The sequence below is a fragment of the Pseudomonas sp. BIOMIG1BAC genome (assembly GCF_001705995.2).
Lineage (GTDB): Bacteria > Pseudomonadota > Gammaproteobacteria > Pseudomonadales > Pseudomonadaceae > Aquipseudomonas > Aquipseudomonas sessilinigenes.
The window spans coordinates 3592489-3613038 of the sequence record NZ_CP049045.1; the positions used below are offsets into that span (position 1 = coordinate 3592489).

General features: G+C 63.4%; 18 protein-coding genes. 7 read left to right on the forward strand and 11 right to left on the reverse strand.

Annotated elements, in window-relative coordinates; genetic code table 11:
* Window positions 1-74: 74 nt before the first annotated feature.
* From ATY02_RS16735 to ATY02_RS16755, 5 genes are read right to left on the reverse strand one after another with little or no spacing between them, the layout of a single operon-like run.
* Window positions 75-836 carry an ABC transporter permease gene (locus ATY02_RS16735; RefSeq protein ID WP_068587350.1) on the reverse strand — a complete coding sequence of 254 codons (762 nt, stop codon included), beginning with the start codon at window positions 834-836 and terminating at the stop codon, window positions 75-77.
* Window positions 836-2035, reverse strand: a complete 1200-nt coding sequence (locus tag ATY02_RS16740; protein WP_068587348.1) for an ABC transporter substrate-binding protein — start codon at window positions 2033-2035, stop codon at window positions 836-838. The genes ATY02_RS16735 and ATY02_RS16740 overlap by 1 nt, the downstream gene beginning before the upstream one ends.
* Window positions 2001-2840: an ABC transporter ATP-binding protein gene (locus tag ATY02_RS16745; protein WP_068587345.1), complete on the reverse strand. Its 840-nt coding sequence runs from the start codon at window positions 2838-2840 to the stop codon at window positions 2001-2003. The genes ATY02_RS16740 and ATY02_RS16745 overlap by 35 nt, the downstream gene beginning before the upstream one ends.
* On the reverse strand, window positions 2837-3904 hold the full coding sequence (locus ATY02_RS16750) for an acyl-CoA dehydrogenase family protein (protein WP_068587343.1): 1068 nt from the start codon (window positions 3902-3904) through the stop codon (window positions 2837-2839). The genes ATY02_RS16745 and ATY02_RS16750 overlap by 4 nt, the downstream gene beginning before the upstream one ends.
* Before the next feature lie 45 nt (window positions 3905-3949).
* Window positions 3950-4510, reverse strand: coding sequence for a carboxymuconolactone decarboxylase family protein (locus tag ATY02_RS16755; protein WP_068587341.1), 561 nt, complete (start codon window positions 4508-4510; stop codon window positions 3950-3952).
* A 104-nt stretch (window positions 4511-4614) separates the two neighbouring features.
* Between ATY02_RS16755 and ATY02_RS16760 the strand changes: the two genes are divergently transcribed.
* A complete protein-coding gene (locus ATY02_RS16760; protein ID WP_068587339.1) occupies window positions 4615-5526 on the forward strand; it encodes an AraC family transcriptional regulator in 912 nt (303 codons plus the stop codon).
* 8 nt (window positions 5527-5534) lie between these two features.
* Here ATY02_RS16760 and ATY02_RS16765 read toward each other — a convergent pair whose 3' ends face one another.
* Window positions 5535-7067 carry an MFS transporter gene (locus tag ATY02_RS16765; RefSeq protein WP_068587337.1) on the reverse strand — a complete coding sequence of 511 codons (1533 nt, stop codon included), beginning with the start codon at window positions 7065-7067 and terminating at the stop codon, window positions 5535-5537.
* Window positions 7068-7156: 89 nt separating this feature from the next.
* Between ATY02_RS16765 and ATY02_RS16770 the strand changes: the two genes are divergently transcribed.
* Window positions 7157-8071 carry a LysR family transcriptional regulator gene (locus ATY02_RS16770; RefSeq protein WP_068587335.1) on the forward strand — a complete coding sequence of 305 codons (915 nt, stop codon included), beginning with the start codon at window positions 7157-7159 and terminating at the stop codon, window positions 8069-8071.
* A gap of 18 nt (window positions 8072-8089) precedes the next feature.
* Here ATY02_RS16770 and ATY02_RS16775 read toward each other — a convergent pair whose 3' ends face one another.
* Genes ATY02_RS16775 through ATY02_RS16795 form a run of 5 tightly spaced genes read right to left on the reverse strand, consistent with a single transcriptional unit; the run spans window position 8090 to window position 11866 of the window.
* The gene (locus ATY02_RS16775; protein WP_068587333.1) at window positions 8090-8761 is read right to left on the reverse strand and encodes a methionine ABC transporter permease; all 672 of its coding nucleotides are present in this window, start codon (window positions 8759-8761) and stop codon (window positions 8090-8092) included.
* Entirely contained in the window at window positions 8758-9735 is a 978-nt protein-coding gene (locus ATY02_RS16780) for a methionine ABC transporter ATP-binding protein (protein ID WP_068587331.1), read from the reverse strand. Before ATY02_RS16780 ends, ATY02_RS16775 begins: the two co-directional genes overlap by 4 nt.
* The gene (locus tag ATY02_RS16785; RefSeq protein WP_068587328.1) at window positions 9732-10541 is read right to left on the reverse strand and encodes a MetQ/NlpA family ABC transporter substrate-binding protein; all 810 of its coding nucleotides are present in this window, start codon (window positions 10539-10541) and stop codon (window positions 9732-9734) included. Before ATY02_RS16785 ends, ATY02_RS16780 begins: the two co-directional genes overlap by 4 nt.
* A gap of 30 nt (window positions 10542-10571) precedes the next feature.
* Window positions 10572-11609 (reverse strand): isopenicillin N synthase family dioxygenase, encoded by a 1038-nt coding sequence (locus ATY02_RS16790; RefSeq protein ID WP_068587326.1) that lies wholly within the window; start codon window positions 11607-11609, stop codon window positions 10572-10574.
* A gap of 41 nt (window positions 11610-11650) precedes the next feature.
* A complete protein-coding gene (locus ATY02_RS16795) occupies window positions 11651-11866 on the reverse strand; it encodes a TOBE domain-containing protein (protein ID WP_068587324.1) in 216 nt (71 codons plus the stop codon).
* A 246-nt stretch (window positions 11867-12112) separates the two neighbouring features.
* Here ATY02_RS16795 and ATY02_RS16800 point away from each other — a divergent pair, with 246 nt between their 5' ends.
* The 5 genes from ATY02_RS16800 (at window position 12113) to ATY02_RS16820 (ending at window position 20550) form a co-directional block, all read left to right on the forward strand.
* A complete protein-coding gene (locus ATY02_RS16800; protein ID WP_068587321.1) occupies window positions 12113-12934 on the forward strand; it encodes an aldo/keto reductase in 822 nt (273 codons plus the stop codon).
* Between the two features lie 155 nt (window positions 12935-13089).
* The gene (locus tag ATY02_RS16805) at window positions 13090-15936 is read left to right on the forward strand and encodes an ATP-binding protein (RefSeq protein WP_068587319.1); all 2847 of its coding nucleotides are present in this window, start codon (window positions 13090-13092) and stop codon (window positions 15934-15936) included.
* A gap of 240 nt (window positions 15937-16176) precedes the next feature.
* Window positions 16177-19386 carry a hybrid sensor histidine kinase/response regulator gene (locus tag ATY02_RS16810; RefSeq protein ID WP_068587317.1) on the forward strand — a complete coding sequence of 1070 codons (3210 nt, stop codon included), beginning with the start codon at window positions 16177-16179 and terminating at the stop codon, window positions 19384-19386.
* 77 nt (window positions 19387-19463) lie between these two features.
* Entirely contained in the window at window positions 19464-20111 is a 648-nt protein-coding gene (locus ATY02_RS16815) for a response regulator (RefSeq protein ID WP_068587315.1), read from the forward strand.
* 28 nt (window positions 20112-20139) lie between these two features.
* Entirely contained in the window at window positions 20140-20550 is a 411-nt protein-coding gene (locus ATY02_RS16820) for a TIGR03067 domain-containing protein (protein ID WP_068587312.1), read from the forward strand.

Sequence of the window (20550 nt, forward strand, 5' to 3'; positions counted from 1 at the left end):
GCGTCAACCGTACCGGGGAAAATAATCCCCGGTACCGCCGGCGAGAGACTCATCCGGGAATGGTCCGATGCCGCTCAGGCGTGGGCCCAGCGGCGATGCAGGCTGCGAGCCATGGCATCCAGGGCAAAACCCAGGGCGCCGATCAACAGCACCATGGCCATCAACTCCGAATAGGCCAGGCGATCACGGGTATCGAGAATGAAGTAACCCAGCCCCGCGCTGACACCGAGCATTTCGCAGGGCACCAGGACGATCCACAAGATACCGATGGCCAGGCGCACTCCCGTCAGCACATGCCCCACGCCCCCCGGCAGGATGACCTTGCACAAGGTCTCCCAGCGGGTGGCGCTCAGGCTGCGGCTCAACTGCAACCAGCGCGGGTCCAGTTGACGCACCCCGGCGGCAGTGTTCAGCAGGATCGGCCACAACGCGGCAAAGGCCAGCAGGAAGTAGATCGGCTGATCGCCCACGCCCATCAGCATCACCACCACCGGCATCCAGGACAGCGGCGAGATCATCCGCAGGAACTGGAATGCCGGAGTGGTGGCCGCCTCCAGGTGCCGATAGCTGCCCACCAGCAGGCCCAGGGGCACCCCGACCAGCAAGGCCAGCAACAGCCCCAGCACAATGCGCTTGAGACTGACCCCGATGTGCTCGTACAACTCGCCACGCCCCAGCAGCTCGGCCAGGCTGGAGAAAGTCGCCTCGGGCGAGAAACGCATCGCCAAGCCGTCGCCAGCCAGCAGGTGCACACCCAGCCACCAGCCCAGCAACAGGCTGGCCAGACCGGCCAGCCCCAGGCCCCAATGGCCCAGGGAAGAAGGTTGCTTGTCCATCAGAACGCGAACTCCTCGCTGCGCTCGAAGCTTTCCGCCAGGCCAAAGGCCTTGAGCCCGCCAACGCTGGCGATGGCGTTGCGCACAAAACGGTCGTCCACCAAATCGCCAGCGGCGTGCCGCGGGTCGAGACCGGCAAGAAAGCCCTTGTCCCCCTCGATCAGCGTGTCCTTCAGGCGCTTGACCAGCTCTTCGGTGTAGCTGGGGAACGGATAGGGCTGGAAGTCGATGCGCTGCTCATCCCACTGGCCATTGCGGATCGCGCCACTGGCCAGGTAGGCCTCGCGGTCCGTGGCTGCCGGCGCCAATACCCGACCCAGCACCTGGGGCGCATGGGGGGTGTAGCGGTTGCTACCGTCCTTGGACAGCAGTTGCGCGGCCTCGGCGCGATGTTCGCGGGTCCAGAGCTGGGCCTTGACGATGGCGTTAACCACTTTCTGCGACCACTCGGGTCGGTTGTTCAGATCGTGCTCATGCATGAACACCACGCAGCAGGCGTGATTGCGCCAGACATCGCCGGTAAAGCGCTGCACCCGGCCGACCTTGAGTTCCTCGGCCAGGGCATTGAAGGGTTCGGCGACGATGTAGCCGGCGATGCGCTTGCTGGCCAGGGCTGGCGGCATGTCCGAGGGCGGCAGCACTACCAGGTTGACCTCATTGGCCCCCAGGGCGCTACCGGTGGCCTTGCTCACCGGCACCAGGCCACTGTCACGCAGCAACTGCTGGAGTACCACGTTGTGGATCGAGTACCAGAACGGAATCGCCAGGGACTGTCCCGCCAGTTGCCTGACCTCGGTAATGCCAGGGGCCACGGTCAGGCCGGAGCCGCCGACATGGTTCCAGGCCACCACCTTGGCCGGAACCTTGCTGCCATAGCGGGCCCAGACGGTCATTGGCGACAACAGGTGGATCACGTTGACCTGCCCGGAAATGAACGCCTCGATCACCTGGGCCCAACTGCGCAACAGCACCGGACGCTCGGCCTTGATGCCCTCGGCCTCGAACAGGCCGTTGTTGTGGGCAACCAATAAGGGCGTGGCGTCGGTGATCGGCAGGTAGCCGATGCGCACTGGCGCATCCGGCTCCTGGGCCGCGCGAGCCTGCAGGCTATTGAGCAGCGGCAAGGCGCCACCGGCGGTCAGCAGCGCGCTGAGTTTGAGGAAGTCACGACGCGTGTGGGTGAAGTCGTCCAGGCACATGGTCAATCTCCGACGGTGCAGGCAAAGGGGAATTGAGAGGGTTGCGGCTCGCCCGCCGAAGGGTCTTGAGAATCTCGATACGCAAGGCGCCCAACTCCTCGATCCGCTCGGCACGGGGTGCCGGCAGCTCGATACGCCATTGGCCGAGGATGTGCGCCGGGCTGTTACCCAGTAGCAGCACCCGATCGGACAACAGCAGGGCCTCGTCGATATCGTGGGTGATCAACAGCGCCGAAGTCCGGTGCTGGCCGATCACCTTGAGCAGCAGTTGCTGCATGTCGGCCCGGGTCACTTCGTCCAGGGCCCCGAAAGGTTCGTCCAACAGCAACACCTGCGGCTGGCGGGCCAGGCAGCGGGCCAACGCGGTACGTTGCGCCATGCCGCCCGACAACTGCGCCGGATAGCGCTGGCGGGCGTGCTCCAGGCCGACATCGGCAATGGCCTGGTCGATACGCTCCTGGCGCTGGCGGGCGCTCAGGCGCGGCTGGCGGGCAAAGTCCAGACCGAAAGCCACGTTGTGCTCCAGGCTCAGCCACGGCAACAGGCTGGGGTCCTGGAACGCCACCGCGACCCGCGGATGAGGCCCCTCCAGCACCTCGCCGGCCAGGCTCACCTGGCCCTTGTGCGGTGATTGCAGCCCGGCCAGGACCCGCAGCAGGCTGGACTTGCCGACGCCGCTGGGACCCAGTACCGAGACCACCTCCCCGACCTGCAATTGCAGGTCGAAGTCTTCCAGTACCGAGTGCCAGCCGTCCGCCGCGCGATACCCCAGGCTGATCTGCCGTGCATTCAACAAGCCACTCATGCGGCATTCCGCGCCTGGCGCTGCAGCTCGGCACGCAGTTGCACCAGGCTCGGGGTGACGATGGGCACGAAGGCCGACTCGCGCCAGCGCCGGGCGAAACCACTGCCGTGCTCGCACAGGTAGGCCTTGCCACCGCTGGCCTGGAGTTCCAGCTGCACGGCGTTGGCTGTGGCCTCCGCCAGGGCGATACGGACCCGGAACAAGGCGGCGGGCTCGCCCAGGAAGCGTCCGTCGAGCAAGCCGGCCTTGAGTTCGGCGACGGTCCGTTGCAGTTGTTCGCGCTGCTCCAGCAAAGGCTCCTGGAGCACCGAGCGAACGCCCTGGATATGCTGCTCGACCTCGGCCAGTGCCCGGCGGGCAAGGCCAATGGCCAGGGCGCATTGCAGGCCCAGGAATGCCGGACGCACTGCCGGCAGGAACTGGCGGGCGTCCTCATGCAACAGCCAGTCACGAGCGACCTCGACCTGCTCCAGGTCGAGGGCCGCGGTATTGCTCGACTGCAAGCCCATCAGTTGCAGGTCCTCGGAACGCTCAAGCCCCGGCAAGCCGTCAGGAATCGCCAGGATGAAAGGCGCCCCACCCTCCTCACGCTCTACCGCCGCGGCCACCACGAAACCGCTCTTGCGCAGGTTGGTCACCCAATGCAGGCGCCCGTTGAGGCGCCAGCCATGGGCCTGGTCCTGTGCCCGGACTTGCAGGGCCTCGATCCCGGAGAGGAACTTCATGGCGTTGGACAGCCCGGTGGCACCGGCCAGTTCGCCACTGAGCAGTGACGGCAACAGCCGTTCACGCAAGGCCTGGTTGGGACTGTGCAGTAGGTACTCGATGAAGGCGCGCTGGCCCCAGCAGACGAATGCCGCCGCCAGGGAGTGGCTGGCCACTTCGGCCATGACTTCCAGGGCGTCGCCCAGGTCCCCGCCACTGCCCCCCTGGGCCTGGCTGATGCCAGCTCGCAGCACACCGCCGGCCGCCAGTTGGGCGAGCACCGATTGCGGATCGCACTGCCCCAGGTCCAGCGCCTGGGCCTGGGCATCCAGCCATTGACTCAATTGCGCATTGAGCATGTGATTTTCTCCTTGAAGGGGCGTCGCCGATTGGCGACGCCCTGCTCATTGGCCCTGCACGGACCAGCGATACCTGGCCAGCTCGGGGTTCAATTCAGTACCGGCGAACACGTTGGCGAAGTTGCACAGGGTCGCCAGGCTGATGCCCAGGATCACTTCCAGGGCATTGCCTTCGCTGTATCCTGCGGCCTTGAATTCGGCATAGCGCTGGTCGCTGACCTTGCCCCGGGTAGCGATGACTTCCCGGGCGAACGCCGCCAGGACCTCCAGCCGAGCTTCAGGCAAGGTGCTCTGTTCACGCAGGGCGCTGACCACCGGATCGGCGAGTTTGGCCTTGTTCAGGGCGACAGCGGTATGACCTGCGACACAGAAATCGCAACCATGGGTGGTGGCGGCAATCAACTGCACCACTTCACGCTCGGCCAGGCTCAGTTCGGACTTGGCATTGAGCCCCGAGACCGTGACATAGGTTTCCAGGGCAGCCGGGGCATTGGCCAGGATGCCCAGCAGGTTAGGGATGAAGCCGGAATTCTTCTGGGCGTTTTCCAGGAAAGGCCGGGCCGCTTCTGGAGCGCTGGACAAGGTGTGTAGAGTGACGCGGGACATGGAGTGGACTCCTGTGGTGAAGGTGTGCGCCAAGTCTGTTGGTTATAAGAATTCCGATCCATATTCTAAAGTAGCGATTACTTGCTCCTGAGTGTTTCCCTTAGATGATTTCGTCGAGCCCCCTGGTTGATTGGTTATTAGAAGGACTGGAACTGGACGCCAGCCTGTTCCACGTCGGGCGCTACTGCGGTGGCTGGCACGCCAGCACCCAGGGCCTGGCCCGGGCCAGCTTCCACTTGATCGTGCAAGGTCATTGCTGGCTGCATGTGGACGGCGTATCCCAGGCCGTGCGCCTGGACGCGGGCGACGCCGTGTTCCTGCTGCAGGACCTGGATTACCGGCTGTCCAGCGCACAGCAGGCCTCCCAGGCACAACAGTTGCCGCGCACCGCCATGGGCGCCCTGGACCTGGGCGCCCAGGACGGAGTCGGACTGGTCTGTGGGTTCTTCCACTTCAAGTCGGGACTGTCGTCATTGATCATCGACGGCCTGCCCGGCTGGATCGTCCTGCGCGCTGGCGACCCGTCGCTGTCAGCAGCCAGGGCCCTGTTCCAGTTGATTCTCGAGGAGTGCCAACGGGGCCCGGCACCCTCGAGCACGTTGCTGGAACGCCTGAGCCACCTGCTGTTCCTGTATGTACTGCGCCAGCAGGTCAACCATAACCAGGACCTCGGGGGCCTGGTGGCCCTGGCCCGGCACCCGGCCTTCGCCCCCTTGCTGGAGCAATTGATCCAGCAACCCGGGCAGCCCTGGCCCCTGGAAACCATGGCGGCCCTGACCGGACTCTCGCGATCGGCATTTTTCAAGCGCTTCAACGAACTGGCCGGGCAGTCGCCGGGGCAGGTGCTACTGGCCCTGCGCATGCGCCATGCCTGCCAGTTGCTCAAGGCCAACCAGACCGTGGAGCAAGCGGCCGCCGCCGTGGGCTACCAATCCATAGCGGCCTTCACCCGGGCGTTCACCAAAGCCGTGGGCCTGCAACCGGGGGCCTATCGCAAGCAGCATGAGGGGCGCTGAATCCGCCATCAGCAGCCTGTCGGGCAGGCCACCTTCCGCGGCTGGCGCAAAGCCAGGGCGCAACACAAGGCCGCCGCCAGGGTGACCCCTGCCAATATCTGCAGCAGATGGGCAAACCCCTGGCTGTAGAGCTGTGCCATGGCCGCTGGCGATACCCGGTCGGCCAGCACCTGGACCCTCTGCATATCGCCCATGGCCAGGGCATTGGCGACCCGTCCCAGGGCGACATCCCCCATGTCCTGGCGGTCAGCAAGCCCCACCAACTCGCTGGCGAGCAAGGCCTTGAGCAGGGCCAGGCCCGCGGCCACGCAGATCGCCTCGCCACAGGCACGCATCGTGGTAAAGATCCCGGTGGCCATGCCCGCCCGCTCCACGGGCACCACACTGACCGACAGATCGTCCATCAGTCCCCATGGCAGTCCGGTACCGATGCCGATCACCAGCAGCGGCCAAAGCAACGCCGCGCCCGGCTGCCCCACAGGGACCAGGCTCAACCAGAACAGACCGAGTGCGGCAATCACCAGGCCCAGGCACGCCAGGCCAGCGGCGCTGTACCAACGCACCAGCCAGCCTGCGGCAAACGGCACGATGGCCATCGGGGCCGACAAGGCAATCATCATCGCCCCGGCCCGCCAGGGTCCCAGTCCTTCGATGCCAATCAGGCGCAACGGCAAGAGAATCAACAGCACGATGAAACAGACCGCCGTCGCCACCGGCAGCAGCTGGATGCCAACGAAGCGCCGGTAGCCGAACAGGCTCAGGTCCAGCATTGGCCGCCGGTGCCGCTGCTCCACCCGCACGAACCCCCAGAGACAAGCTGCAGCCCCACCCAGCAACCCCAGGACTGGCAAGCTGCCCAGGCCATCCTCGGGGACTTGCATGATGGCGAACGTCAGACACACCAGGAAAGCACTGAAGGTCAGGCCCCCCAGCTTATCCAGGGCCTGTGCCTCGGGATCGCGGGTCTCCTGCATATGCGGTACACCGAGGATCAGCACGGCAGCACCGATGATTGCTCCCAGCAGGAAGATCGCCCACCACCCCACCTGTTGCACCAGGGCTCCGGCGATGACCGGCCCGCTAGCGAGGCCAATGCCAAAGGCACTGCCCAACAGGCTGAAGGCACGGGTACGCGCCCGGCCCTCGAATGCCTGGGCCAGGGCCGCCGCACCACCGGCCATGGCCAAGGCGGCAGCGATGCCCTGCAAGCCACGCAACAGATCGAGCATCCAGACATCACGACAAAAACCGATCAGCAACGAGAACAGGGTGAAGCTGGCCATGCCCAGGCTGAAGATACGCTTGCGGCCATAACGGTCGGCCAGGGTCCCGGCCAGCATCACCGAGCTGCCAAAGCTCAGGGCAAAGGCATTGATTACCCAGGCCAGGGCGGTCGGGCTACCACCCAGGGCCTGTTCGATGGCCGGCAGTGCCATGGCCGGGCCGGTGTACTCCAGGGGCAGGATGAGGCCCGCCGCACAAACGGCGAACAACAGCCAGTAACGGTCGGCAGCAGAGGCAGGACGAGAGCTGGAAGGCATGGTGACAGGCTCGGGATTCAAGGAATCCTCGATGCTATTGCTGCACTTTTCGCATTGACATGCCCGCCTGATCAAAAGCAAATTGCACAATGCGCAAAACTCAAGATAACGCCGCCTGGCGTATTTTCTTCCGGGTGGTGGAACGCGGCAGCCTGACCCTGGCGGCCGACGACCTGCACCTGGAGCCCTCCTCCGTCAGCCGCCAGCTCACCGCCCTGGAGCATCGGCTCAATACCCAATTGCTCAATCGCAGTACCCGTAAAGTTAGCCTGACGCCGGCCGGAACCCGGGCTTACGAACACATGCGTCCGTTGCTCGAAGCAATGGACGCCCTGCTTGGCAGCCTCGACCAGAGTGCGACCGAGCTTTCCGGCCGCCTGCGGGTCAGCGCCCCGGTTGCCCTGGGGGAGCATCACGTGAGTGCCTGGCTCGCCGACTTCCAGGGCCAGCATCCACAGCTGACCCTGGACCTGGTGCTTTCCGACCGGGTCCTGGACCTGATGGCAGAAGGCATCGACGTGGCCTTGCGCATCGGCCACCTGCCCACCTCCTCCCTGGTGGCACGTCCCCTGGGGCAACTGTCCCACGGCGTGTATGCCAGCCCGGGCTACCTGCAAAGCCATGGCACCCCGCTCCAGCCTGCGGACCTCCCGGCCCACCGGGCGCTGGTTTACTCGTGGATGACCGAACACAACCCGACGCAGCTCACATTCAAGCACCAGGCAGAAGTGGCGAAGGTCGAACTCGATGCGCGTTTCTTTCTCAACAACCTCGGCGCCATTCACCGCGCCCTGCTTGCCGGCGCCGGGCTGCACGCAGGCCCGGACTGGCTGCTGGGTCCATCGGCCAGGCGCGGCGAACTGGTGCGCCTGCTACCCCAATGGCAGTTGCCGACGCTGCCGGTGAACCTGGTGCGCCTGCACAATCGCTTCGTTCCGCAGCGGATCAGTGCCCTGTGCGATTGGTTGGACCATTGCTGGCAGCAACTGCCGGATGTCCACTGATCGCCTGCGCCCTCGGGCTCAGCGCCGATGGGCCAGGGACCGCACCAGGCGATCGCCAACCGACTGTACGCATTGGACCAGCACGACCAGCACCACCACGGTGGCGAACATCACCTGGTTGTTGAAGCGCTGGTAGCCATAACGAATCGCCAAGTCCCCCAGGCCGCCGCCACCGATGACCCCAGCCATGGAGGAAAAGCCGATCAGCAGCACCAGGGTCAGGGTCAGCCCCGCCAGTAGGGTCGGCAGCGCCTCGGGCAACAAGGCCTTGAAGATCACATGGCCGATGTGTCCTCCCATCGCCAGCACCGACTCCACCCGGCCCTTGTCCACTTCGTCCAGGGCGTTCTCGACGATCCGGGCAAAGAACGGAAACGCCCCGATGGTGATTGGCACCACGGCAGCCGTACTGCCCAGGGTGGTGCCCACCACCATCCGCGTCAGGGGAATCAGGGCGATCAGCAGCACCACGAAAGGCAAGGAGCGTCCCAGGTTGACCAGGGCGCCCAGCAGGCGATTGAGCCGCACCATTGGCAACAATCCTTGCGGACGGCTGACGAATAGCAGCACCCCCAGTGGCAAGCCGATCAACACGGTGAACAGCGCCGCCAGCAGCACCATGTACAGGGTTTCGCCCGTGGCCGTCAGCAGTAGCTGCGCCAGCTCTTGCCAATCGAGGCCGCGGTTCACAGGCGCTCACTCCGAATGCCCCGCTGAACCAATGCGCTCAACAGGTGATTGAAGCGACTGGCGTCGGAACCTGCGGCACCGACCCGCAGGCGCCCTATCCGCCGGCCGGCCACGGACTCGACACCCGCTGCCAGGACCCGGAGCGGCACAGCCTGCTGGCCGCTGAGCTGCTCGAGCAAGGGCGCGGCGCGCTGGTCGTCGAAAAAGGTCAGTTCAGCCTGGAGCTGATCGCCGGTAACCGGCAGGTTGTAACCCGGCAACAGCGCCCGCCCAAGCACGGACTGCGGGTCCGCCAGCAGCGACCCGATCGGCCCGCACTCCACCAACCGCCCCTGGTCCAGCGAAGCAGCATGGGTGCAGATCGAGCGCACCACATCCAGCTCATGGGTGATCAGCACAATGGTCAACCCTAGCTCTCGGTTGATTCGAGCCAGCAGCTGCAGGATCGAGGTGGTGGTTTCCGGGTCCAGGGCGCTGGTGGCTTCGTCCGACAGCAGATAACGCGGGCCAACGGCCAGGGCCCGGGCAATGCCCACGCGCTGTTTCTGCCCCCCGGACAGCTGCGAGGGAAAAGCCTGGGCCTTGTCTTCCAGGCCCACCAGTTCGAGCAGTTCCAGCACCCGGTTGCGGCGCTGCTCGCGGGCCAGGCCGGCGATTTCCAACGGCACCGCGACATTGTCCAGCACCGTGCGCGAATGCAGCAGGTTGAAACCCTGGAAGATCATGCCGATCCCTTGGCGCTGGCGACGCAGCTCAGCCCCGGACAAGCGCCCCAGGTCTCGTCCATCGACCAGCACCCGTCCACTGCTGGGACGCTCCAGCAGGTTCAGGCAGCGCAGCAGGGTCGACTTGCCCGCGCCACTGCGCCCCAGGATGCCGTAGATCGAACCCTCGGGAATGCTCAGCGAGACCTGCTGCAACGCTGGCGCCTGGCCTTCGCCGTACACCTTGCTGACCTGTTCGACCTGGATCATGGCTGCGGCTCCGTGACCGGGATGACCGAGCCGGAATAGGTCTGGGCAATGAACCTGGCCACGTCGGGCGAATTGAGATCCTTGGCCAAGCGGCGAATGCGCGGATCATCCTGGAGCCCGGGGGTGGTCACCAGGATGTTGGCGTAGGGGTTGTGTTCGGCCTTCTCCAATCCCAGGGCATCCTTGGCCGGCACCAGCCCGGCCTCCAGGGCGTAGTTGCCGTTGATCACCGCCAAGTCCACATCCTCGAGGGCCCTGGGGATCTGTGGCGACTCCACTTCCAGGATCTTCAGTTGCCGGGGGTTCTCGGCGATGTCCCTGGGCGTGGCCTGATCGCGCGCCGGATCATTGAAACCCGGCTTGAGACGGATCAATCGATAGTCCTGCAACAGGTACAAGGCACGGCTGAGATTGGTGACGTTGTTGGGCACCGCCACCGTGCCACCCAGGGGGACCTGCTCGAGCCCCGGGTGGCGGTGTGAATAGATCCCCAGGGGTTCGATATGCACGCTGGCGACTACCGCGAACGGCTGCCCCAGGGCTTGCTCCTGGGACTTGAGGTATGGCAGGTGCTGGAAGTAGTTGGCGTCCACGTCACCGTGGGCCAGCAATTCATTGGAGTTCACACCGTTGGGGATCTCGATGACCTTCAGCTCCAGCTGCGGATCGAGCTTTTGCACATAAGCCAGGATCTGGGCGTGCGGCACCGGGTCGGCGGCCACCCGCAGCGGCTGGGCAACGGCGGTCACCAGCAACGACCCCGAACTGGCCAACAGGGCCAGGGCGAGCAGGTTCTTCTTCAGCATTGGCTAGGTCCTTGTGATCAACGGATTGGCTCAGGCACCCAGCGCGTCGGGCACCAGCACATCGGCATAGAAGCGTCGGGCCACATCAGGATGGGAACGCAAGCGCCCCTTGAGGTAGTTCCAACCGACATCGCGGAACAACGGGTTATCAGGATCGCTGGCAGGCCCGCGGGCCTCGCGCTGCAGGGTTTCGGGCAACGGGTACAACGGCACTCGGGCATCCAGCCGGGCTCCCAGGAAAAACGCGATGGACAGGCGCTCGCGATCCGCTGGCGGCGATAGCACCCTATGCACCGTGGCCCGCAGGTAGCCGTGGGTGGCCAACTCCAGAAGCTCCCCGATGTTGACCACCAGTGTGCCCTCCCGGGGTGGCGCATCGATCCAGCGCCCTTCTTGTACTTCCACTTGCAGGCCATCCTGGTGGTCCTGCAGCAGGAAACTCAGGAATCCGGAATCCTTGTGGGCCCCAACGCCCTGGTTGCCCTGTCCCGGAGCCTGGCCCGGGTAGCGAATCAGCTTGATGTGTTCGTTGGGGCTTTCACCGTACAGCCCATCGAAAGCCTGTTCCGGCAGCGCCAAGGCCTGGGCGAATGCCCTGAGCAAGCGCAGGGACATGCTGGTCATCGCCTGCTGCCACTCCAACAGCAATGGCTTGAGTTGCGGTAGCTGTCGCGGCCATTGATTGGGCCCTTGCAGGCGAGCCCAGGGCGGACTTTGCGGGTCCCGGGCCAGGACCTGGCGCTCGGCGCCGAGATCGAACTGCTCACGCAGGTCCGGCCGGCCACGGGTGATTTCCGAGGCGGCACGGGTGTAGCCACGAAAGTGCGGCGAGTGGATCATGTCCACCGCTGCTTTATCGGCCTCGGACAAGGCGAAGAAGGCCCGGGCCTGCTCCTGTACCTGGCTCAGCAGGCGGCTGTCGATGCCATGCCCGGTGAGGTAGAAAAAACCAACGTCCCGCGCGGCCTGGCGCAAGTCATCGAGAAAGGCCTGGCGGCGCTCCCGGGGAGCATCCAGCTGGGCCAGGTCCAGGACAGGCAAGGCGGTGATATCGAGCGAAGGCGGCATGTTCCACTCCCCTGTGAATGACCACGTCCGAAGGCACCGCCTCAGAGCTTGGCGATGGAGACCTCGGTGGACTTGACGAAGGCGATGACCTCACTGCCGACCTTGAGCTCCAGGTCCAGCACCGATCGGGTGGTGATCACTGAGGTGACAATGCCCGAGGCGGTCTGTACGTCGATTTCCGAGACCACCTGGCCCTGGTGGATCTCCTTGATCACACCCTTGAACTGATTGCGTACGTTGATCGCTTGAATGGTCATGCTGGAACTTCCCTTGTTGAGAGCGGACTCAGGACTTGAGCGGCTGGTGCTAAACATGCACCTTCGGCAAAAGCCTTCAAAGGAATAAATAATTAGTATTTTATTCTTTTTGGAAATATAAAATGCCAGGCTGGATTTCTCGGCCTTCCCTGCCAGGGCCCCGGAATGCCGTCTTGACCATTGCCAATCGCTTTGCTTTTCTGTGGCCCTCGCCCACCCGCTTGCCAACGACACCAGGAGGTAGCCATGCGCAAATTGCCGCTCGCAGATAGACAAGTCCCGGTCATTGGCCAGGGCACCTGGCGCATGGGCGAGGATCGCGGACGACGCCAACAGGAAATCGCCGCGCTACGCATGGGTATCGACCTGGGGATGACCCTCATCGATACCGCCGAAATGTATGGCGAAGGCGGCGCCGAAGAAGTCGTCGGCCAGGCCATCAGCGGCCGACGCGATGAAGTATTCCTGGTCAGCAAGGCCTACCCGCACAACGCCAGCGCCAAGGGCCTGCCCCTGGCCTGCGAGCGCAGCCTGAAACGCCTGGGTTGCGAGGTCATCGACCTGTATCTGCTGCATTGGCGCGGCCAGCATCCTCTGGCCGAGACCGTCGAGGCCTTCGAGCGCCTGCGCCAGGACGGCAAGATTCGCCGTTGGGGGGTCTCCAACTTCGATGTGATGGACCTGGATGAGCTCGGCACACCGGCCTGCGCCAGCAACCAGGTGCTGTACAACCTGGAGTCCCGAGGGATCGAGTTCGACTTGTTGCCCATCTGCCAGCAGTTACGGATGCCGATCATGGCTTACTGTCCGATCGGCCAGGGCGGCGCCCTGCTCGCCGAGCCGGCCCTGCAGCAAGTGGCCCAGCGGCACGGGGTGACAACGGCCCAGGTGGCCCTGGCCTGGCTGCTGCGCCAGGAAGGCGTACTGGTCATCCCCAAGGCCGTGCATCCCGAGCATGTCCGACTCAACGCCCAGGCCTGCGAGCTACAGTTGCAGGCAGAGGACTTGCAAACCCTGGACCTGGCCTTCCCCGCCCCCCGACGCAAGCAGCACCTGGAAATGGTCTGACCTCCTGCCGGCCCTGCCCAGGGGGTTGTCGCAGACACTCTGGCCAGCGACACACATGAGTCGTAGCTGTCACTTTCAACAAAACTACTTTGTACCCGACAATTTGAGAATTGTCTGATCCCTGCCTGGCATACCCCCCATTTACAGTGGCGGGCATGAGATTAAAAAGCTATCTGCATCAGATCAATCCACTATTTTCCTCCCCTGAAGCAGTTCGCAGGCTGCTACGTATCGTTGCGCTGGTTTTCCTGATCGGGCTGCTGGGCGCGGTCTACAACTTCATGCGCTCCACCCTCAACAACGAGCTTTCTCAGCGACGCAGCTACATGAGTAGCGCCATTGCCGAGGCCCAGACCTTCTTCACCTCCCGCGAGGCCTTGCTGGAAAGCCTGAGCCTGTCGGCCGTGCACAAGCCTCAGGCAGCCACCGGTTTCGACTCCACCGAAGAAGTCCACCTGAAGCTGGGATCACCAGAAGAGGACCATTGGGGCGTATGGCTCACCCGGCGCATGCGCGACTACCTCAAGAGCAAACAGTTGACGCTGCTCTACGTCCACCCTGGACAAAAACCCGAAGTGCAGTACCTGTTCAACCCGCGCCCCGAAACCTCTCATCTACCGCTGTCGCTACTCGCCAGGCTGACCGCCTTGAAGCCTGGGCAGACACCCCCGGGTGAAGAGGTATGGTTGATGGACCAGACCTCGATCTCTGCCAACCTGTACATTTTCACCCGCCTGGACGAACGCTTCGCCGACTCGGGTTGGTTGGGTCTGGAAATGGACGGCGCCAGCGTTTCTGATGCCCTCAGGAACCGCAGTGCAGGCGAGTTCATGATGTTCAACTCCCTGGGTGGCGTGCTTCTGGGCAGCGTCTCCAGCGCGCCACTGGCCGAGGCCATACGGCAGGTCCAGGGCGATAGTTTCTTTGGCGTCCTGGGTGGCGACTGGTGGTCCGAACACTTGGTGATGCGCAAGCAGCTAGGTTCCTCGGGTTGGCAACTGGTCTATTTCTTCGAGCTGCGAACCCTGCTCGAGAACCTGCTGCCGCAACTGATCGCTGCCGTGCTCATCAGCCTGTTCGGCATGGCACTGATCTGGCTGCTGACCCACTGGATAGAGATACGCGTGCTCGCCCCAGCCATGCACCGGATCCAGGCCCTTATCGAAAGCGAGGCATTCAGCCGCGACGTGATCCAGATCGCCCCGGTAGCCCTTTGTGTCCTGCGCCGCAGCGATGGCCGGCTGGTACTGGAAAACACCCTGTCCCAACAGTGGCTGGGCAATAGCAGCGAACGCGAGCAATTGTGTCCCGGCTGGATCGAGCAAGCCTTCGATCCAGGACGCGCAAACAGCACCGACTACTTTGAAACCGCAGACGGGCGCCACCTCTATCTCAGCTCGGCGCCCACCCGCTACAAGGGCGAAGACGTGTTGTTCTGTGCTTTCAGCGATATCAGTGCGCGCAAGCAAATCGAGGCGACCCTGGAGGAAGCCCGGCGCCTGGCCGACATCGCCAACGAAGCCAAGACCTTGTTCCTGGCGACCATGAGCCATGAGATCCGTACGCCACTGTACGGAGTCCTCGGCACCCTGGAGCTGCTCTCCCGCACCCCGCTGGACAACCAGCAAAAAGACTACCTGCGGGCCATCGAGGGCTCTTCCGGGACCCTGTTGCAGTTGATCTGCGACGTGCTCGATGTCTCCAAGATCGAAGCCGGACAATTGGCCCTGGAGCTCAGCGAATTCAACGCCCTGGACCTGGTGCACGAGATCGTCCAGGGCTATGCAGCCGCCGCCCAGGCCAAGGGCCTGCAACTCTATGCGTGCATCGATCCACAGTTGCCGGAGTTGCTGGTCGGGGATGTCACGCGGATCCGCCAGATCCTCAGCAATCTGCTGAACAACGCGGTGAAGTTCACCGACTCCGGACGTATCGTCCTGCGCGTTCGGGTCAACCGCCACGAAGACGAGCACGACAGCATCGTCTGGCAGGTTTCCGACACTGGCCGTGGTATCGCCCAGGGCGACCAGGCGTTGATCTTCCAGCCGTTCTACCAGTCCGAGGGCAATACCAACGTCATCGCCGGTACCGGACTGGGGCTTTCGATCTGCCAACGCCTGACCCAGCTGATGAATGGCAACATCCGTACGGTCAGCGAGTTGGGGTTGGGCAGTAGCTTCACCCTGACCCTGCCGCTGGAAACTCCCACCACGCCACCCCGCCCCCCGACTATCGGCGCCTTGCTGCCACAGATCATCTATGTCGTGTCGCCAGTACGCGAGCTGGCCGAGTCGCTGGCCGGGTGGTTGCGACGCTGGGGCGCACGGGCCCAGCCTTGCTCGCCCAACGTGGTCGGCATCAATCGCGACACGCTGCTCATCGAATTGCACCCGGGCCCGTTGGAGCGCCGGCTGGAGCCCGACTGGCCAGGCCCACTGGTGCTTGCCAGTGGCGACGGCCACCAGGAGACCCGGAGCCAGGATGGTATCTGGCAAGTCAACTGCAACAATCTGCGCGCCCTCCACCAGGCGGTCGGCCAGGCCCAGGGCCTATGGTCGAAACCGGGCCAGGAACACCCCGACAGCCGCGAACTCAAGCCGCTTCACCTGCATGTGCTGGTAGCCGAGGACAACCTGATCAATCAACTGATCCTCAAGGACCAACTGGAAGAACTCGGTTGCAGCGTAGAGTTGGCACGCAACGGTGAAGAGGCCCTCGCCATCTGGAAAAGCGGCCACTTCGACCTGGTCCTGACCGATGTGAACATGCCCAAGATCAATGGCTATGAACTGGCCAGGGAACTACGCCGGCGGGACGCTGCGATTCCGATCATCGGCGCCACCGCCAAAGCCATGCGCGGTGAAGAGGAGAAGTGCGCCGAAGCCGGGATGAACCACTGCCTGGTCAAGCCCTTCGCCCTGAGGGCCTTGTTCAACTATTTGTCGATTTATGCACGAACCGCCCGTGACGCCCCGGGCCTCGCCGACCAGAACCCAACATGACCGACACCGCCTTCGACTGCGCTCCTGGCGAAGGGCGAGCAAAGGCAGCGACCCTGGATAAACCCTCCGGCAGCCACGTCCGAACCTGGCGCCGAATGACCTGCCGCCATCCCGGGTGACGCCACAAGGATGCAGGGCCGGTGGCTCAACGTCCTTTCGCCCTTTACCTGTAGCGCTAAATGCCTTGTTGAAATTGAAGCCGCGATACCTGAGCCCACAAACCTGCTTGGTGAATGAGTGATGAATGACAGCGCAGTCCTCTTGAAAAGCCCGGCTCGCAAGCCATTGTGCGTGTACCCCGTGCTGCTGGCGCCACTGAGCCTGGCACTGCTGCTGGGGACCATGTACTGGACAGTGGCTCGGTCGATCGATGAGCAATCCGGCAACATCAGGTTTCATTTCACCCGGCTGATGGAACACATTCAGGAGCAGGAACTGTTTCTCAGGCGAGTAGCCGCTTATGACCCGATCGACTGGTCGGGCAGAAATACCGGCGACTTGCATGAGCTCAGCCATTTACTGGCGCAATCCCGGGACTGCGAAAACTGGAACATCCCACGCTCGCCGACAACGTCTCTCGCCCTCGATCCGGCGCTGCGCCAGATACCTCGTATCTTCGCCCTCGGCTTGCAGCTCTCGAGCCTCTACCAGGCCTTCTGGTCCTCATCACGCAACCAGACACCGCGAGCCTTTATGTTCAACTCGTGCGGTAACCTCGATATCGCCGCCTTGGCCACACAAAATGACCGCAACGGCTCTGGACACGTGGCCTCGACGGCGATGCTGGAGTTGGGCCAGGCAACCCTGGAGAAGGGGTGGCCTGCGAGCCACCAGGTTCGCTGGCGACAATACCCCGGTTCCCAGGCGCTGGGTTTGCGCCCAGGCATGCTGGCCTACATCAATTTGCATATGGGCTCCGCTCAGCGCCCTTTCTCTGCAAATCAAGGCGAGACACGAGTCGCCTCGTTGTTGGAGCTCGATGACATCCAGAACGTCGAACGCCTCAAGGATTCGACAGCCTACGACGCACTCACCCTGGTCGATCCCGCGGGTAACATCCTGGTCGGCTCTCGAGAACCGACCGAGTCCTTGCACGAGGGCCTGAACGTTGGCTGGCAAGGCATGACCCTGAAGCTCACCAGTCACACCCCCGCTCTCTGGACCGGCTTCTACAACATCAGCTACCGGGAGCTCTACAGCCAAGCGTTGTGGGCCCTGGCCAGCCTGCTTGGCCTGATGGCCGGAGCCGTGGCCTGTGGCTGGAGTGCCAGTCGCTGGTATCGCGCCTGGGAACAGGCACCTCACCCCCTGGCGCAACAGAGCGTTGCTGAAAGTGAAGCCTTCAACCGCACGGTCATCGAAACCTCGCCCACGGGCCTGTGCGTGCTGGGTCGGGAAGACTTCAAGGTCCTGCTGGAAAATCCCCTGGCCCGGCAGGAAGCCATTACCAGTGACCTGCTGGCACTGCTGGAGCAGGACCCACAGTGCATCGACGGCACGGAATCGTGCCTGATGATCGAAGGGCGGTACCTGCAAGTCAGGTTCGCCGCCACACGCTACCAGGACCAGGAGGCGGTGCTCTGCGTTTTCAATGACATCACCTGGCAAATCAAAAGTGCCCAGGCCCTTGAGCAAGCAAGGAGCTCGGCGGATGCCGCCAATCAAGCCAAGGCCCTGTTCGTGGCCACCATGAGCCATGAGATCCGTACGCCCTTGTACGGCGTGCTCGGGACCCTGGAGCTGTTCGGCCTGACAGCGCTGGACCCACGCCAGGCCGACTACCTGCAAACCATCCAGCGTTCCTCGGGTGACCTGCTGCAATTGATCAGCAACGTCCTGGACCTCTCCAGGATCGAATCAGGGCAGATGAAGATAGAACCGGTGGAGTTCTGTCCCCTGGATCTGTTGGAGGACCTCCTGCGCACCCATGCAGCCCTCGCCGAACATCACGGGATACTGCTTTATGGATGCATCGACCCTGGCCTGCCCGCGCTGCTGCAGGGCGACGCCGAACGGATCCGCCAGATTCTCGGCAACCTGCTGGACAATGCACTGAAGTTCACCGACAGCGGCCGGGTGGTGCTGCGGGCCAGGGTATTGGAACTGGACGAGCAGCAAGCCAGCATCGAATGGCAAGTCACCGATACCGGCATCGGCATCTCGACGGAGCAACAGAAGCATCTATTCGATCCGTTCTATCAAGTGCGCGACACCTCGACACAGGCTGGGGCCGGCCTGGGCCTGGCGATCTCCCGCCACCTCTGCGCCCTGATGGAGGGACACATGCAGGTAACCAGCGAACCCGGCCTGGGCAGCAGTTTTTCCATGCGCCTGCAGCTACCGCGCCTGGCAGGCGCCTTACCCGGCCTCCAGTCATTCCCCGATGGGCCGCCCGTGTATGTCCGGGCACCGATACCCGAGTTGCTCAAGAACACCTGCGAATGGCTCGAGCGCCTGGGCATCCAAGCCTCTGCGGTGCCTACTGATTGGGACGAACAACCGCAGCCCCCGTTGCTCATCGACATGCTGCCCCGGGACACCCTGGTCTCGTGGCCCGGCCTGTGCATCAATGCCGTCGGTAACGCGAGCCCGGGCGAGCCAAGGACAGTCGATGCCCACGATATTCGTGCCATTGCCCAAGCGGCCTCGCGTTCCCGGCAAGGCCTGCCCCTGCCCAGCGCCCCCCGCCAGCCTGAAGCCCTACGGCTGTTGAACCTGCATGTACTGGTAGCCGAAGACAACCCGGTCAACCAGGCGATCATCCTGGAGCAGCTACACACCCTGGGCTGCCAAGTCACCCAGGCGAGCAATGGCGCACAGGCGCTGGAACATTGGCAACCGCAATTGTTCGATCTGGTGCTGACCGACGTGAACATGCCCGTGATGAACGGCTATGAACTCGCCCGACAGTTGCGCGGCCAAGACCTGCAACTGCCCATCATCGGTATCACCGCCAACACCTTGCGTGAAGAAGGCCAGCGCTGCCTGGCGGCGGGCATGAACAGCTGGCTGGTCAAGCCCATCGACCTGCAAGGCTTGTACGAGCAGCTCACGCGACTCTGCCCAGTGGGCGCCGAAAAGCCTTCTCACCCCGCCAGCCCGGCACCTTCGCAGACTGCCAGCCCTCCTGAGGAATTCCTCTACGGCACGACGCTAGCCACTGGTGAACACATTCAGATTTCACAGCGCATGCGCCCGTTGTTTCTCCAGACCATGGACCAGGACCTGCGACAGCTGGATCGGGCGCTGCATCAAGGTGACCTGCAGGCCGCCGCCGAACGCCTGCACAGCATTGCCGGGGGCCTGGGTGCGGTTCGGGCCAGCACCTTGTCCAGGGCCTGTGCCGAAATGGAATGTCGCCTGCTGGAATCCCCATCGAACCCACAACTGGTGGTACAGACCAGGCAACTGATGCGACAGCTATCCGAACTGCTGTCGCTGCTTGCATGACGACACGCGGTATGCAGGTCGTTTCTCGACCTGTCATTCTTATTCTCTAACTTGTCTATTACACGAGTGCATTTCTCATGGAAAAGCTCAAAGTCATCATTGCTGACGATCACCCTATCGTGCTGCTCGGAGTCCGTGAGCTGATGGAGCGCGACGAGCGTTTCGAAATCGTGGGTGAAGCCGTGTGCTCCAGGGACTTGGTCCAGTTGCTGGAAACCCGACATGTAGACCTGATCATCACCGACTACAACATGCCTGGAAGCTCGCCCTACGGCGACGGCCTGAAGCTGGTGGAATACATCAAGCGCAACTTTCCGCACCCGCAGATCTTGATCCTGACCGTGATTTCCAACTCGTTGATCCTGGCCCGTCTACATGAGCTAGGAGTGGTGGGCGTGATCCAGAAGAACCAACTGCATGAGGAAATCCAGCTCGCCCTGAGGGCCATCGCCCAGAAAAGCGCCCACCGGAGCCACACCTCCCTCATCCGCTCGGTACCAGAATCGAATGTGGCGATCGATGAACGTATCTCTACCCTCTCACCCAAGGAATTCGAGATACTGCGGCTGTTCGTCTCCGGCAAAAGTGTCAGCGACATTGCTCGTACCCAGAATCGCAGCTCGAAGACCATCAGTGCGCAGAAGATATCCGCCATGCGCAAGCTGGACGTGCAAAGTGACCTGGACTTGCTGACCTATTGCATTGGTCGCAACCTCTTCAACTGACCCCTGTCTCTGAAAGGAATCAACCAGCATGAGCTCTACAATGCCCATCACCAGCGACCTGCTGGAACTGCAACGCCTGCAAGGCACCTGGGAGCAGGTCGAAATGGAGGACAGCGGCATACTCAATCCTCCTGACGAGCACAGCGCTCCAGGCGCCCAGACCCGGATCGAGGGCCAGAACTTTCGCGTGGTGACGGTAGACGGCCAGCTGTTGCTGGCTGGCAGCTTCACGCTCGACAGCAGCACCGATCCCAAGTCCATTACCTGGGTCGATTCGATCGGAGCCGATGCCGGGCAACCGCTGCCGGCCAGCTATCAGTTGACCGACGATGAGTTCGTGTTCATTGCCGCCGACACTGGCCAGCCACGCCCGACGCGGTTCCAGACTGGCCCCGGCCAGACCCTGCGTCGTTTTGTCAGGGCTCGCCAGGGCCATTGA